12 protein-coding genes are annotated in these 13951 nt (G+C 61.8%); 4 read left to right on the top strand and 8 right to left on the bottom strand.

Annotated features, from left to right (window positions below; genetic code table 11):
• Positions 1-28: 28 nt before the first annotated feature.
• The 4 genes from CCE89_RS13285 to CCE89_RS13270 all read right to left on the bottom strand — a co-directional run bounded on the left by CCE89_RS13285 (position 29) and on the right by CCE89_RS13270 (position 3920).
• Positions 29-1834, bottom strand: a complete 1806-nt coding sequence (locus CCE89_RS13285) for an acyl-CoA dehydrogenase C-terminal domain-containing protein (protein WP_086438528.1) — start codon at positions 1832-1834, stop codon at positions 29-31.
• A gap of 59 nt (positions 1835-1893) precedes the next feature.
• Complete coding sequence (locus tag CCE89_RS13280; protein ID WP_086438527.1) at positions 1894-2349, bottom strand: MerR family transcriptional regulator; 456 nt, start codon at positions 2347-2349, stop codon at positions 1894-1896.
• 46 nt (positions 2350-2395) lie between these two features.
• The gene (gene hisI / locus CCE89_RS13275) at positions 2396-2779 is read right to left on the bottom strand and encodes a phosphoribosyl-AMP cyclohydrolase (protein WP_268762253.1); all 384 of its coding nucleotides are present in this window, start codon (positions 2777-2779) and stop codon (positions 2396-2398) included.
• A gap of 325 nt (positions 2780-3104) precedes the next feature.
• Positions 3105-3920, bottom strand: a complete 816-nt coding sequence (locus tag CCE89_RS13270; protein WP_086438525.1) for a ComF family protein — start codon at positions 3918-3920, stop codon at positions 3105-3107.
• 55 nt (positions 3921-3975) lie between these two features.
• Here CCE89_RS13270 and CCE89_RS13265 point away from each other — a divergent pair, with 55 nt between their 5' ends.
• Positions 3976-4731 (top strand): methyltransferase domain-containing protein, encoded by a 756-nt coding sequence (locus tag CCE89_RS13265; protein WP_086438524.1) that lies wholly within the window; start codon positions 3976-3978, stop codon positions 4729-4731.
• Here CCE89_RS13265 and ppdK read toward each other — a convergent pair.
• The 3 genes from ppdK to CCE89_RS13250 form a co-directional block, all read right to left on the bottom strand.
• Entirely contained in the window at positions 4728-7388 is a 2661-nt protein-coding gene (gene ppdK / locus CCE89_RS13260; RefSeq protein WP_086438523.1) for a pyruvate, phosphate dikinase, read from the bottom strand. The two genes, CCE89_RS13265 and ppdK, sit on opposite strands and share 4 nt — an antisense overlap.
• Positions 7389-7515: 127 nt before the next feature.
• Positions 7516-9819: a glycine--tRNA ligase subunit beta gene (gene glyS, locus CCE89_RS13255; RefSeq protein WP_086438522.1), complete on the bottom strand. Its 2304-nt coding sequence runs from the start codon at positions 9817-9819 to the stop codon at positions 7516-7518.
• Positions 9816-10730 carry a glycine--tRNA ligase subunit alpha gene (locus tag CCE89_RS13250; protein WP_086438521.1) on the bottom strand — a complete coding sequence of 305 codons (915 nt, stop codon included), beginning with the start codon at positions 10728-10730 and terminating at the stop codon, positions 9816-9818. Before CCE89_RS13250 ends, glyS begins: the two co-directional genes overlap by 4 nt.
• A gap of 159 nt (positions 10731-10889) precedes the next feature.
• Here CCE89_RS13250 and CCE89_RS13245 point away from each other — a divergent pair, with 159 nt between their 5' ends.
• From CCE89_RS13245 to CCE89_RS13235, 3 genes are all read left to right on the top strand, one after another.
• Positions 10890-11885 (top strand): TraB/GumN family protein, encoded by a 996-nt coding sequence (locus CCE89_RS13245; RefSeq protein WP_086438520.1) that lies wholly within the window; start codon positions 10890-10892, stop codon positions 11883-11885.
• Positions 11886-12770: a TraB/GumN family protein gene (locus CCE89_RS13240; RefSeq protein WP_086438519.1), complete on the top strand. Its 885-nt coding sequence runs from the start codon at positions 11886-11888 to the stop codon at positions 12768-12770.
• A 142-nt stretch (positions 12771-12912) separates the two neighbouring features.
• Positions 12913-13605 carry a 50S ribosomal protein L25/general stress protein Ctc gene (locus tag CCE89_RS13235; protein ID WP_086438518.1) on the top strand — a complete coding sequence of 231 codons (693 nt, stop codon included), beginning with the start codon at positions 12913-12915 and terminating at the stop codon, positions 13603-13605.
• Between the two features lie 78 nt (positions 13606-13683).
• On the opposite strand, the gene CCE89_RS13230 is transcribed toward CCE89_RS13235, so the two are convergent.
• On the bottom strand, positions 13684-13893 hold the full coding sequence (locus CCE89_RS13230) for a hypothetical protein (protein WP_086438517.1): 210 nt from the start codon (positions 13891-13893) through the stop codon (positions 13684-13686).
• Positions 13894-13951: the final 58 nt, after the last annotated feature.

Below are 13951 nucleotides of genomic sequence, written 5' to 3'. Positions count from 1 at the left end.
CGCCCCTTTCAAATCACGATCGAAGAAATCAGGCCGCGGTTTGGAAAGCGTCTTCTTCCAGAGCCATCATGTTCTCGCTGCCGGTCTCGATCTTGCGGCGCAGCGCGCCTGCATCGGGCAGGAAGCGATCGGCGTAGTACTTCGCGGAAACCAGCTTGGCTTCGTAGAAAGCCTTGTCTTCCGGCTCGCCGGTGAGCTTTTCGAGCGCGACCTTGGACATCCGCAGCCACATCAGGCCGAGCACCACGATCCCCATGATGTGCATGTAGTGATGCGCCCCGGCGCCGAGGTTGTTCGGGTTCGCCATCGCGTTCTGCATGAACCACATGGTCGCAGCCTTCTGCTCGCCCAGTGCTTTTTCGAGGCGGGTTGCAAGATCGGCAAGCTGTTCGTTTTCTTTCGCCGCAGCGATTTCCTCGTCGACAAGCTTGAAGAAGGCCTGGATCGCAGCGCCGCCGTTCTGCGCCAGCTTGCGGCCGCACAGGTCCATCGCCTGCACGCCATTGGTCCCTTCATAGATCATGGCGATACGGGCATCGCGCACGAACTGGCTCATGCCCCATTCCTCGACATAGCCGTGGCCGCCAAAGACCTGCTGCATGTTGGTTGCAACATCATAGCCCTTGTCGGTGCCGTAGCCCTTTATGACCGGGGTCAGCAGGCCGATCAGAGCATCCGCCTCGGCGCGTTCCTCTTCGGTCGCTGCCTTGTGACTCAGGTCCACCAGAAGCGCGCCCCACAGGCACAGCGCACGCATGCTCTCGGTGAACACCTTGCCGTCCATCAGCATACGGCGGACGTCGGGATGGACGAAAATCGGGTCGGCCTTTTCCTCCGGCTCTTCAGGACCGGTGAGAGCGCGACCTTGGCGACGGTCGAGCGCGTAAGCGACCGCGTTCTGGTAAGCGGCTTCTGCCTGCGAAAGACCCTGGATGCCGACGCCGAGACGCGCTGCGTTCATCATGATGAACATGGCGGCGAGTCCCTTGTTCTCCTCGCCGACGAGCCAGCCCGTCGCCCCGTCGTAGTTCAGCACGCAGGTGGCGTTGGCATGGATGCCCATCTTGTGTTCGATCGAGCCACAGGAAACGCCGTTGCGCTCGCCCAGCGAACCGTCGTCGTTCACGATGAACTTCGGAACGACGAAAAGCGAAATGCCCTTCGTGCTATCCGGCGCGCCCGGCGTCTTGGCGAGCACGAGGTGGATGATGTTCTCCGCCATGTCGTGCTCACCGGCGGAGATGAAGATCTTGGTCCCGGTGATGGCATAGCTGCCATCGCCATTGGGCTCCGCCTTGGTACGAATAAGGCCAAGATCCGTGCCGCAATGCGGCTCAGTCAGGTTCATCGTGCCGGTCCACTCGTTGGAGATCATCTTCGGAAGATATTTCTCCTTCTGCTCCTGACTGCCCTTGGCAATCAGGGCCGAAACGGCGCCATTGGTCAGGCCGGGATACATCCCGAAGGCTTGGTTGGCGCCGGAGATGAACTCTTCCATCACCATCCCGAGAACGTGGGGCATACCCTGACCGCCGAACTCTTCGGGAGAGGAGAGCGTGCCCCAGCCCGCCTCGCGGAACTGGTCGAAGGCTTCCTTGAAGCCGTCCGGCGTGGTCACGCTGCCATCGGGATGGCGGGTGCAACCCTGCTGGTCACCCGACAGGTTGATCGGGGCAAGCACTTCAGAACAGAACTTGCCGCCTTCATTGATGACGGCGTCAGTCACATCCTCGGTCGCCATCTCGAAGCCCGGCAAATTGCCGTAGCTTGCAAGGTCGAGGACCTCGTTGACGATAAAGCGCGTGTCGCGTGTGGGAGCGGAGTAGATGGGCATCTAGCGTGTCCTTGGAAGAAGTGGGGGTATTGTAAACTCGTCGTGGTGTCGGCTTCGGGTCAATCGAAATCGAGATCTTCGATCATCTTGATGAACTCGCTGAGCTCCTTGATCGAGGAATCGATATCGGCACGCTGGCGTTTCAGCTTGGCGACATGCGCCTTGCATTTTTCCACCGTCACACGGCGCTGTTCGACCCGGCCGTCATCGAGATCGTAGAGATCGATCATCTCGCGGATTTCGGTCAGGCTGAAACCGACATTCTTCGCGCGCATGATCCATGCAAGTCGCGCACGGTCCCGCTTCGAATAGACGCGGGTCAGACCGACGCGAGAGGGCGAGATCAGGCCCTCGTCCTCGTAGAATCGCAGAGCGCGGGCGGTACAATCGAACTCGCTGGTAAGGTCGGAGATCGAGAATTGCTCGCGCGCGTGCTTGTCGGGACGATCGAGATGAGCGCCGCCGTGCTTGCGCGCTTCACCCTTGTTCGAGTCTTGTGCTGGTGCTGAAGCCATGACCGGGGTCGTAGCTTACCTTTACGTTAGCGTCAAGAATTGACCCTTACGAGAGAACGCGGGTCAGCCCATCGTCCTCCAGTTTTCGATAGAAGCAACTGACCGCACCGGTATGGCAGGTCGGACCAGCAGGCGTGCAGCGCAGAACAAGCGCGTCCTGGTCGCAATCGACCAGCACTTCATCGACCTGCAAGGTATTGCCGGAGGTCTCGCCCTTCTTCCACAACGCCTGCCGAGACCGCGACCAGAAATGCGCAACGCCCGTTTCCTGCGTCAAGGCAAGCGCCTCCTCATTCATGAACGCGACCATCAGCACTTCGCCGCTGCTCGAATCGGTTACGACGGCGGTAAGCAGACCGCGATCGTCGAATTTCGGCATGAAGTTCGAACCGGTTTCCCGATCTTTGCTGGCATCGGTTGAATGGGACAATTGCGCTCTCTCTAGCAAATGGGGGACAAATCGAGCCCTGCATACGACCATTTGTTGCAGGATAACCACAGAAAACGGTCAAAATGACAAACAAATCAAGATGACGCTTTAATGAACGGCTTTCCAATGAGAAACCTTGGCTTACGGACCTTACGGTTCGTCCACCGAACAGCGGTGCCAACAGAGCGCCAGGTTCAGGGGGTGGCCGGAAGTTGCCTACCGGGGGGTACTGGCGCTTGCGGTATGAACGATGAGGGATAGGACCCTGACGACCGAATTAGGGGGCGGTCGGCTGAGCTCTGAAGAGCGGGTTCGTTGACATTCGTCACGTGGCGCCCGAGGTCTTCGCGACCTCGGGCGTTTCGCTTTTCAGGCCGTCCTGCATTCTCGCCACATCCAGCGCCTCCTCCATCACACGGGCGAAACAGGCGATCTGCACCGAACGTGCGCCCGACTTGAGCAGCGCCGAAACACAGGTACTGGCCGTCGTGCCGCTCGTGAGAACGTCATCCACGAGCACGATGCCCCTGCCTTTCACCGTCGAACGATGTCTCGCGGGAACCTCGATCGCACCCGACAGGGCGCGTTCGCGAGCCTTCCGCCCAAGCCCTCCCAGTGACGGGGTTGCTTTTCTCCGCACAAGCGCGTCGGGGACGAATGTCCCCTTCGCCAGTTTTTCGAGCTCTCTGGCGAGCAATGCCGCCTGGTTGTATCCGCGCTTCCAAAGCCTCCAGCGGTGCAGCGGAACCGGCACAAGTAGCGGCGAATCCTCCGTCGGTTCCGGCAGTCGCGCCGCGATCAGCCGTGCCAAGAGCGGTGCGAGACCGATCTTTCCGCCATGCTTGAAGGCAAGCACGAGCTTGCGAGAAGGCTCGTTATAGAGCGTGGCGGCAAATACTCCGTCGTGACGCGGCGGCTGGGCAAGGCAAGGGGCGCAAACCTGCCCCTCTTGAGCGCCCGGGGCGAAGGGCCGTGAGCAACGCGAACAGCTGGGCTCGCCCGGTATGACGAGCTCGCTCCAGCAGGTCAGGCAAAGGCCGCCATGCCGGCCGACGCCCTCTCCGCAAATCGGGCAACGCGGTGGATAGACAAGGTCCACGAGAGGGGCGAGCCCCTCGGCAATCTGCGACCCGAATGACATGCGATCTTCCGTCGCATGGGTTGAACTTGAATGGCAAGCGCGGCACTGCGCTCGCATGGAAGAGCGTAAAGTCCCTCAAATCTTCGACAAGGTTCGCCGAGCCGCACGGTGGAAGCGGGCAGAGGCTCTGTCCGATGCGGAAGACAGCGCGGATTTCTTGCGTGAGGACATGCAGGAAGAGGTTCTCGAACGTCTCGATTTCATGCGACTGCGTGAAGGGCGAGCGCTGCTCTTGGGGGTGCTAAACGGCGGAATTGTGCGGGAGCTGGAGCGTCGCGGCTTCGAAGTCGAGATGCAAAGAATTGCCGATTTCGATGAGGAGCAACCATACCCTGTCGAGCCTTGCGACCTCGTCGTGAGTCTGAGCACGCTCGACACGCTCAACGACCTTCCGGGCGCGTTGATCCACGCCCGAAATGCACTCGCCGATAACGGTCTTTTCATCGGCCAGATGACAGGCGCAGGCTCCCTTCCCACCCTTCGAAAGATCATGCTTGCTGCCGATGGCGATCGACCGGCACCGCGAATCCATCCGCAAATCGACAACCGCGCCGCGACCGCGCTGCTCGAACGGGCGGGGTTCAAACGCCAGGTCGTCGATTCGCGTAATCTCAAAGTGAGCTATCGTAGCTTCGACCGGATGATTGCCGACCTACGCGAACAGGCGCTCACCTCGGTGCTCCAGACCAAGGCGCCGCCTGTCGGAAAATCCGGACTTGCCCGTGCGCAAGAGGCTTTCGATGCGCTCAAGGATGACGAAGGCCGCGTCACCGAGACCTTCGAAATCCTGACCCTGACTGGCTGGCGCTAAGCCTTGAGCGCAGCCTGAGCCGCTGCAAGCCGCGCGATCGGCACGCGGTATGGCGAGGCCGAAACGTAATCCAGCCCGACCTTCTCGCAGAACCCGATCGACGCCGGGTCGCCGCCGTGCTCGCCGCAAATGCCGAGCTTGATGTCGGGCCGTGTCGCCCTGCCCCGCTCAGCCGCCATTTCGACCAGCTGGCCGACACCATCGATGTCGAGGCTGACGAACGGATCGCGAGCGAAAATGCCCTTTTCGACGTAGGGAGCGAGGAAGCGCGCACTGTCATCGCGCGAAACGCCCAGCGTCGTCTGCGTCAGATCGTTCGTGCCGAAGGAGAAGAATGCGCCTTCCTCGGCGATTTCACCGGCCATGAGAGCCGCGCGAGGCAGTTCGATCATCGTGCCGACGAGGTAGTCAACCTCGAGGCCCTTCTCCTCGAACACCGTCTTCGCGGTGCGGTCGACCAGCGCCTTGAGCAGTTCGAGCTCGCGCTTCGTCGCGACAAGCGGGATCATGATTTCGGGCAGAGGCGCTTCGCCGCTTTCCTTCCTCACATCACAAGCGGCCTCGAAAATCGCGCGCGCCTGCATTTCGTAGATTTCCGGGAAAGTAATGCCGAGGCGGCACCCGCGATGGCCCAGCATCGGGTTGAACTCGTGCAATTCCTCGGCCCGGCGCTTGAGGTGGTCGACGCCGTAGCCCGTGGCATCCGCCAGTTCCTCGAACTCTGTATCGCCATGCGGCAGGAACTCGTGCAGCGGCGGGTCGAGCAGACGGATCGTGCAAGGCAGGCCAACCATGACTTCGAAGATCTCATGGAAATCCTTGCGCTGTTCGGGCAGGAGCTTCTCAAGCGCCTTGCGGCGGCCCTTCTCGTCTTCGGCGAGGATCATCTGGCGCACCGCGCTGATGCGCTCTGCATCGAAGAACATGTGCTCGGTACGGCAAAGCCCGATGCCCTCGGCCCCGAACTGGCGCGCCATGCGGCAATCTTCAGGCGTTTCGGCATTGGTGCGAACGCGCATCCGGCGGTGCTTGTCGGCCCATTCCATCAGCGTGCCGAAATCGCCGGCAAGCTCCGGCTCGATGGTCGGCACTTCGCCGGCCATGACCTGCCCGTTGCCGCCGTCGAGCGTCAGCGTATCGCCTTCCTTGAGCTCGCGTCCGCCGATTCGCAGAGTGCGCGCCTTCACGTCGATCGATACGCCCGAGGCGCCCGAAACGCATGGGCGCCCCATGCCGCGCGCCACGACCGCCGCATGCGACGTCATGCCGCCGCGCGCGGTGAGGATGCCCTGCGCTGCATGCATGCCGTGGATGTCTTCGGGCGAGGTCTCGACCCGCACCAGGATGACCTTGTCACCGCGCTGCGCCCATGTCTCGGCAGTATCCGCATCGAGCACGATCTTGCCGCTCGCCGCGCCGGGAGAAGCCGGCAGGCCGCTCGTCAGCACGTCTCGCTCCGCATCGGGATCGAGCGTCGGGTGGAGCAGCTGGTCCAGAGCCATCGGATCGACGCGGCGGATGGCGGCTTCCTCGTCGATGAGGCCTTCTTCCACCATATCGACCGCCATCTTGAGCGCGGCCTTGGCGGTCCTCTTGCCAGTGCGGGTCTGCAGCATCCACAGCGTGCCCTGCTGCACGGTGAACTCGATATCCTGCATATCCTTGTAGTGCCGTTCGAGCAGGTCGAACACGCGGGCGAGCTCGCCGTAGGCATCAGGCAGAGCCTCTTCCATCGACAGCGGCTTTGCGCCTGCAGCCTCGCGCGCAGCCCTGGTCAGATATTGCGGCGTGCGGATGCCCGCCACCACGTCCTCGCCCTGCGCGTTGATCAGATACTCGCCGTAATAGGCGCGCTCACCGGTCGCCGGATCGCGGGTGAAGGCAACGCCCGTTGCGGAGGTATCGCCCATGTTGCCGAACACCATCGCCTGCACGTTGACGGCCGTGCCCCAATTGGCAGGGATGTCATTCAGGCGGCGGTAGATCTTGGCCCGCTCGCTGTCCCAGCTTGCGAATACGGCAATGATCGCGCCCCATAGCTGGTCGAGCGGATCGGCGGGGAATGGCTCGCCAAGCTCGTCCTGGACGATCTGCTTGTATTCCGCGACCAGCGTCTTCCAGTCGTCGGCTTCCATCTCGGTATCGGCGTAGAAGCCCTTGTCTTCCTTCGCGATTTCGAGCGCTTCCTCGAACAACCCGTGATCGAGCCCGAGCACCACATCCGCATACATCTGGATAAAGCGGCGATAGCTGTCCCAGGCAAAGCGTTCATCGCCCGACACCTTCGCGAGCCCCGCCACCGTCTCGTCATTGAGGCCGAGGTTGAGCACCGTGTCCATCATGCCGGGCATGGAGACACGTGCACCCGAGCGGACCGAGACGAGCAGCGGATCGGCGGCATCGCCGAATGTCTTGCCGACGGTTTGCTCGATATGGGCGAGCGCGTCCGCCACCTTGTCTTCAAGCTGTGGGCGAATGTCCTCCCCGTTCAGGTGCTGAACGCTGACTTCGGTGGTGATGGTGAAACCGGGAGGGACCGGCAGGCCGATCGAGGCCATTTCGGCAAGGTTCGCGCCCTTGCCGCCGGTAACGGTCTTGTCCTTCTGCCGCGGGTCGTCATGCGGGGCGTTTCCGCCAAAGGTGTAGACCGTTTTCACTCTTCTATCTCCTACAAACTTGACACAATTGACAGCGCGTCAAGTTCAATACTCTCTATAACTCGCTGAAAGATCATAGATTTTGTCTGTTGGATCAGCTTGACACTTTACCAACAGAAACCCGCTCTCAGCCCTCGATCCTTCCAAAATCCGCGACCTGGTGCACCGCATCGCGGAAGCGCGCTAGCAGGTCGAGCCGGGCTGCGCGCACATGCTTTTCTTCGGCGTTGACAATCACGTCTTCAAAGAACCGGTCGATCGGTGCGCGCAGGGAAGCCAGCGCGGACATTGCCGCGGCGAAGTCCTCTGCCTCTACGGCTGCCGCGGCCTTGGGTTCCGCGCTGTCGAGCGCATCGATCAGCGCCTTTTCGCTCGGTTCGGGCGAGTAGGAAAGGCCGTTGCCGCCAGCATCGTTCCCCATGTGGCTGGCCATCGCCTCGTCGAACTCGGGCTTGCCGGCGAGCGCCAGCGGATCTTCCTCACCGGTATGCTCGGGTTCGGAAGAGGCTTGGCCGTCCCAATCTTCTTTCTTGAGAATGTTGGCCGCGCGCTTGTAACCCGCGAGCAGGTTCGCGCCGTCGTCTGTCTCCATGAAGGACTGGAGCGCGTGAACGCGGGCGAGCAGACGGACGAGATCGTCTTCACCACCTAGTGCGAACACGGCGTCGATCAGGTCGTGACGGATGCCCGCTTCGCGCTGCTGAACCTTGAGGCGGTCGGCGAAGAAAGTCGGAAGTGAGGCAAGACCGAGATACCAATTGGTCCGCGTGTAGCCAATTTGACCCTTCGAGGCGATATTGTCCCCGATATCCTCAGCTTCCATGATCATCCGCGAAGTCCACACGAAATCGCGTGCGTAGATTAGAAAGTGAATGGCATACTCGTCGTCACCTGGCCCCTGTTCTAACAGCCACCGCGCCGCCTGATAAATGGCTCCTTGCATTCTGAAGCGCAGATTATTCTCAGAAATAATCCGTAAAACGGCAATGACTGCCCGTCGCAGCGCGTAAGGATCTTTCGATCCAGTTGGTTGTTCGCCAGATAAAAAGAATGCCACCAAGGTATCCAGCTTGTCCGCGAGGCTCACCGCCACGGTGACCGGTGCGGTCGGCACTTCGTCGCCCTGCCCAACCGGCTTGTAGTGATCGCGGATCGCGTCGCTGACTTCCTGCGGCAGACCTTCCTTCTCGGCGTAATATCCGCCCATCAGGCCCTGCAGTTCGGGAAACTCGCCGACCATCTCTGTGACGAGGTCGGCCTTGGAAAGCCGCGCCGCCTGTTCGGCGAGGTCGGGATCGGCTGCAACGATCTTCTCTTCCGCGAGCCAGCGCGCAAGCTTGGCCACGCGCTCGACCTTGTCGGCCACGGTGCCCAGCTTCTCGTGGAAGGTGATGCGCTTTAAGCCTTCCGCATGGTCCGCGAGCGTCGTCTTCTGATCGAGTTCCCAGAAGAAGCGCGCATCGGACAGCCGCGCCGCGAGCACCTTGCGATTGCCGTCGACCACAACAGCCGGATCGACCGCCTCGATATTGGCGGTGCAGATGAAGGCGTTCGCCAGTTTTCCGGCGCTGTCTTCGCACACGAAATACTTCTGGTTCACGCGCGCGGTCAGCTGGATGACCTCTGGCGGAACATCGAGATAGTCCTCATCGAATCGGCCGAGCAGCGGCACTGGCCATTCGGTCAGGCCCGCGTTCTCGATCACCAGACCTTCATCTTCTACCAGCTTGAGGCCAGCCACTTCGGCAACCTGTTTCGCGCCGGTACGTATCGCGTCCTGCCGCTCCTCGTGATCGACGATCACATGGCCCGCGCGCAGCTTCATCGCATAGTCGTCGGCATTGCCGATCGTGATGTCGCCCGAATGGTGGAAGCGATGGCCGAGCGTCACAGCGCCGCTCGTCACGCCATGCACTTCGCATTCGATCACATCATCGCCGAGCAGCGCAACGATGCCCGATAGCGGACGCACCCAGCGTAAGCTTTCGGTCGAGATCGAGTCCGCGCCCCAGCGCATCGACTTGGGCCAGGCGAAGTCGCGGATGATTGCCGGAATGGCGTCAGCCAGCAGGTCTTTCGTCGCCTGCCCCGGTTTCTCGATCACGGCAAAATACGTGTTGCGTCCTTTGACGTCGCGCAGTTCCAGCTGGTCGCGTGTGACGCCGTTCTTGCGGCAGAAACCGTCGATGGCCTGATCGGGCGCACCCTCGGGCGGGCCCTTGGCTTCTTCGCGCACGGCCTCGGTCGCTTCGGGAAGGCCGCGCGCGATCAGCGCAAGGCGGCGCGGGGTCGACCACACGGTGATCTCGCCTGTCGCGACACCAGCAGCGTCCATTTCGCGGCGGAACAGCTTTTCCAGCTCTGCGCGGGCGCCCGCCTGCATCCGGGCGGGGATTTCTTCGCTGCGGAGTTCGAGGAGGAAGTCGCTCATTTCGACCACTCCGGATATTTCTCGGCCCAGACGGGCGCTTCCTTCGCCATATACGCTTCGCACGATCCGCGAGCGAGGTCACGGACGCGGCCCATGTAGCTGGCGCGTTCCTGCACGCTGATCACGCCGCGCGCTTGCAGCAGGTTGAAGATGTGGCTCGCCTCCACCGCCTGTTCGTAGGCGGCGATCGGCACGTCATGCGCGAGCGCATTCTTGCACTCGGCCTCTGCTTTGTTGAACAGGTCGAACAGCGCGTCTGTTTCGGCGACTTCGAAGTTCCACTTCGACATCTGCCTCTCGTTTTCGAGAAAGACATCACCGTAGCTCACGCCCTGCTTGTTGAACGCGAGGTCGTACACATTGTCGACGCCCTGGATGTACACGGCGAGGCGTTCGAGCCCGTAGGTCAGCTCACCCGCGACCGGCTTGCAGTCGAACCCGCCCATCTGCTGGAAATAGGTGAACTGGGTGACTTCCATCCCGTCACACCAGACTTCCCAGCCCAGCCCCCAGGCGCCGAGCGTGGGCGATTCCCAGTCATCCTCGACGAAGCGGATATCGTGCTTGAGCGGGTCGATCCCGATCTGGCGCAGGCTTTCGAGATAAAGCTCCTGAATGTCGGGCGGGCTCGGCTTCAGGATTACCTGATACTGATAGTAATGCTGCAGCCGGTTCGGGTTCTCGCCATATCGGCCATCGGTCGGGCGGCGGCACGGCTGGACGAAGGCCGCATTCCACGGCTCCGGCCCGAGCGCGCGCAGCGTGGTAGCGGTATGAAAAGTGCCCGCGCCCATGCGCATGTCATAGGGCTGCAGGATGACGCATCCTTGGGCGCTCCAGAAGTCATGGAGCGTCAGGATCATGTCCTGGAAGGACTTGGTCGGATCTCTCCGGGCGGGCTCAGCTGTCATGCCGCGCGCTTTGGCGCAACGCCCCGAGAGGGTCAATGCCGCAGTGCAGCACTTGTCCGTCGGTTATGGTCGGTCGCACGTAGGAGTTTGCAAATTGCAGGGCGACAGGCGCGACCTTTTCAGCTAGCATTAAAGCAATTGATCCAAGGACTGTCTTCCATGAAAACATTCACGAAATCGCTCGCTGCGGCGCTGTGCGCGTCCTCCGTTCTGTTCTCCGGTCCGGCCCTCGCCGATCACCATGCCGAGCAAGAGGCCGCCGCTGCCGCGGAGGTCGAAGCCGCCGCCGACGCTGCCGCCAATGTCGAAGCTGCTGGAGACGCGGTCGAGGCTGCTGTTGGCGGGGAAACTCAAACCGGCACACCCGCCATGTGGAAAGTCGCGGACGAGGACACCACGATCTACCTCTTCGGCACGGTTCATGCGCTGCCCAAGGAGGTGAACTGGCTCAACTCGTCGATCAGCGACGCGCTCGGCTCTTCGGATTCGATCGTGACCGAAATCCTGATGGACGACAGCGTCGAGGCGAAGATGGTCCAATTGGTCGGCGCCAAGGGCATCCTGCCTGCCGATACCACCCTGCGTTCGCTGCTCGATGAAGAGCAGAAAGCGACCTACGAAGCCGCGCTGGGCAAGCTCGGCATGCCCGCCGCCGCCTTCGACCGGTTCGAGCCGTGGTATGCCGGCATGGTGCTGACCATGCTGCCGCTGATGCAGCAGGGCTATTCGCCCGATGCAGGGGTCGAGAAGATCCTGATCGATCAGGCAGGCGAGAAGGATCGTGCCGCGCTCGAAACCATCGAGTTCCAGATCGGCCTGTTCGACGGGTTGCCGCAGGAATCGCAGATCGCTTTTCTTGTCGAGACGGCCGACAATGTGGACGAGATCAAGAGCCAGCTCGATGCGATGGTAGCCGAGTGGCTCGAGGGCGATGCCGATGATCTGGCAAAGCTCATGAACGAAGGCATGACCGACAAGACGCTCGCCGAACAGCTGCTCTATGCGCGCAATCGCAACTGGGCGAACTGGATCGACGAGCGGCTCGATACTCCGGGTACCGTATTCATCGCTGTCGGCGCAGGTCACCTTGCGGGCGAAGAGAGCGTCCAGGATGCTCTCGAAGATCTCGGCATCGTGACGCAACGCGTTCAGTAGATGCTTCGCTGGCTGCTCCTCCTTGCCTTCGGGGCCATGCTCGGTGCCTGCGGGGAGGATGTGGCCGAAACCGCGTCAGATGGCGCTGCACCGACGCCGCTGCTGTACGAGGTTTCGGACCGCGGCGGCGCGGTGCGCGGTTGGCTGTTCGGGACGATCCATTCGCTGCCTGACGGAACGCGCTGGCGCACCGGCACGCTGGAAGACAGGATCGACGCGGCCGACCTGCTGATGGTGGAGATCGCAGACCTTGCCGATAGCGCGGGCCTCGCCGAAACGTTTTCAAGGCTCGCGATCGGTGGGGAGCAGCCCGATCTTTCCCTGCGGGTCGAACCCTCCGCCCGGCCCGACCTCGTCCGGCTGATCGAACGTTCCGACTTCAGCGAGGCCGATTTTCACCGGATCGAGACCTGGGCGGCTGCTTTGATGCTCGCCCGCCTTGTCGAAAGCGGCAAAAGCGAAAACGGCGCCGATCGCGCGATGATCGCAGCATTCGCCGGACGCGAAATTCGCGAGTTCGAGGGAGCCGAGGTGCAACTGGGCATCTTCGACCAACTGCCCGAGAGCGAACAGGAAGACCTCCTTATCGCTGTCGTCGAAGAAGTCGAAAACCGCACGGCCGATCCCGCAGAGCTGCGCCGCGCCTGGCTCGCGGGCGATGTCGAGGCGCTGGTCGAAGCCAGCGAAAGCGGAATTCTCGCCGATCCCGAATTGCGCGAAGCCCTTCTGACCGGACGCAACAGGCGTTGGACGGATGACCTCGTGCGGGTCATGGATCAGGGGCGGCTACCCTTCGTTGCGGTTGGTGCTGCGCACCTGGTCGGGCCTGACGGGCTCAAGGCCATGCTGGAAGAGCGCGGCTTTACCGTCTCGCGAATCCAGTAGCAGGCCCGCCACCTCGCGCACCCAACTGCAGGCTTGCCAATCGGGCCGCATCGCACTAAAGGCCCGCGCTTCGGCGCCATGGTCATCCCTGGAGGCGTGGCGGACCGAATGACAAACCAATGCAATTCGAAAGGTAAGTGACATGAGCGACGCTCTGACCCTGCCGGCCGAGACGCGCGAACGGGCTGGCAAGGGAGCCTCCCGTGCACTGCGTCGCGAAGGCCGCGTCCCCGCCGTGATCTATGGCGGCAAGGAAGAACCCACGATGATCCACGTGGAAGCGAAGGAACTAGTCCGCCAGCTTGGCACCGGACACTTCATGAACTCCATCGTGACGATCGAAGTGGACGGCAAGTCCGTCCGCACCCTGCCCAAGGACGTGGCGCTTCACCCTGTCACCGACCGTCCCGAACACGTCGACTTCTTCCGCCTCGCCAAGGGTGCGAAGGTCGAAGTCTCGGTTCCGGTTATCTTCGCCAACGAAGAAGCTTCGCCGGGTCTCAAGAAGGGCGGCGTTCTCAACGTGGTCCGTCACGAGCTCGAACTGGTCTGCGACGCGGACAAGATCCCGAACGAGATCGAAATCGACGTAACCGGCAAGGAAGTCGGCGATTCGATCCACGTCAGCGAAGTGACCCTGCCCGAGGGCAGCGAGAGCGCGATCACCGATCGCGACTTCACGATCGCTACGCTCGTCGCTCCGTCCGCTCTCAAGAAGAGCGAAGGCGCTGAAGGCGAAGAGGACGAAGAAGTCGATGCAGATGCAGTCCCCGCAACCGAACAGGGCGAGGATGCAGACGCAGCCGAAGAACAGGAAGAGAAGAGCGAAGACTAAGCTCTGTCTGCTTCACGCAATCACCAAGGCGCCGGGGTTCTCACGAACTCCGGCGTTTTTGTTTGCCCCAGACATTGGTCAATCGCGCGTCCAGCCCTTCTCGGCCATGCATCGCACGAGGACAGCATCTCTGGCGTCGGGATCGGAAGTTTCCGCTGCCGTTTTCTGGCAGTCTGCAAGAGCTTCTTCGAACGGCTCTGCCCCCTGCCCGGACCAGCCAGGCTCGTAGGTCGCACAGGCGCAAAGCAGTGCTATCAACGGCAGCGACGCAAACTTGAAATAGTCCATGGTTCCCCGCTCGCATTTATCGCCCGATAATTACTCCCAATTCTCAGTTTGGACAAAG

The sequence above is a fragment of the Altererythrobacter xiamenensis genome (assembly GCF_900177715.1).
GTDB lineage: Bacteria > Pseudomonadota > Alphaproteobacteria > Sphingomonadales > Sphingomonadaceae > Erythrobacter > Erythrobacter xiamenensis.
This window is presented reverse-complemented; position numbering and strand designations above follow the sequence as displayed.

What these genes read in the sequence shown, in the direction of transcription:
- CCE89_RS13285 (WP_086438528.1), bottom strand. Translation starts at nt 1,834, where the DNA reads ATGCCCATCTACTCCGCTCCCACACGCGACACGCGCTTTATCGTCAAC.
- CCE89_RS13280 (WP_086438527.1), bottom strand. Translation starts at nt 2,349, where the DNA reads ATGGCTTCAGCACCAGCACAAGACTCGAACAAGGGTGAAGCGCGCAAG.
- CCE89_RS13270 (WP_086438525.1), bottom strand. Translation starts at nt 3,920, where the DNA reads ATGTCATTCGGGTCGCAGATTGCCGAGGGGCTCGCCCCTCTCGTGGAC.
- CCE89_RS13265 (WP_086438524.1), top strand. Translation starts at nt 3,976, where the DNA reads ATGGAAGAGCGTAAAGTCCCTCAAATCTTCGACAAGGTTCGCCGAGCC.
- glyS (WP_086438522.1), bottom strand. Translation starts at nt 9,819, where the DNA reads ATGAGCGACTTCCTCCTCGAACTCCGCAGCGAAGAAATCCCCGCCCGG.
- CCE89_RS13250 (WP_086438521.1), bottom strand. Translation starts at nt 10,730, where the DNA reads ATGACAGCTGAGCCCGCCCGGAGAGATCCGACCAAGTCCTTCCAGGAC.
- CCE89_RS13245 (WP_086438520.1), top strand. Translation starts at nt 10,890, where the DNA reads ATGAAAACATTCACGAAATCGCTCGCTGCGGCGCTGTGCGCGTCCTCC.
- CCE89_RS13240 (WP_086438519.1), top strand. Translation starts at nt 11,886, where the DNA reads ATGCTTCGCTGGCTGCTCCTCCTTGCCTTCGGGGCCATGCTCGGTGCC.
- CCE89_RS13235 (WP_086438518.1), top strand. Translation starts at nt 12,913, where the DNA reads ATGAGCGACGCTCTGACCCTGCCGGCCGAGACGCGCGAACGGGCTGGC.
- CCE89_RS13230 (WP_086438517.1), bottom strand. Translation starts at nt 13,893, where the DNA reads ATGGACTATTTCAAGTTTGCGTCGCTGCCGTTGATAGCACTGCTTTGC.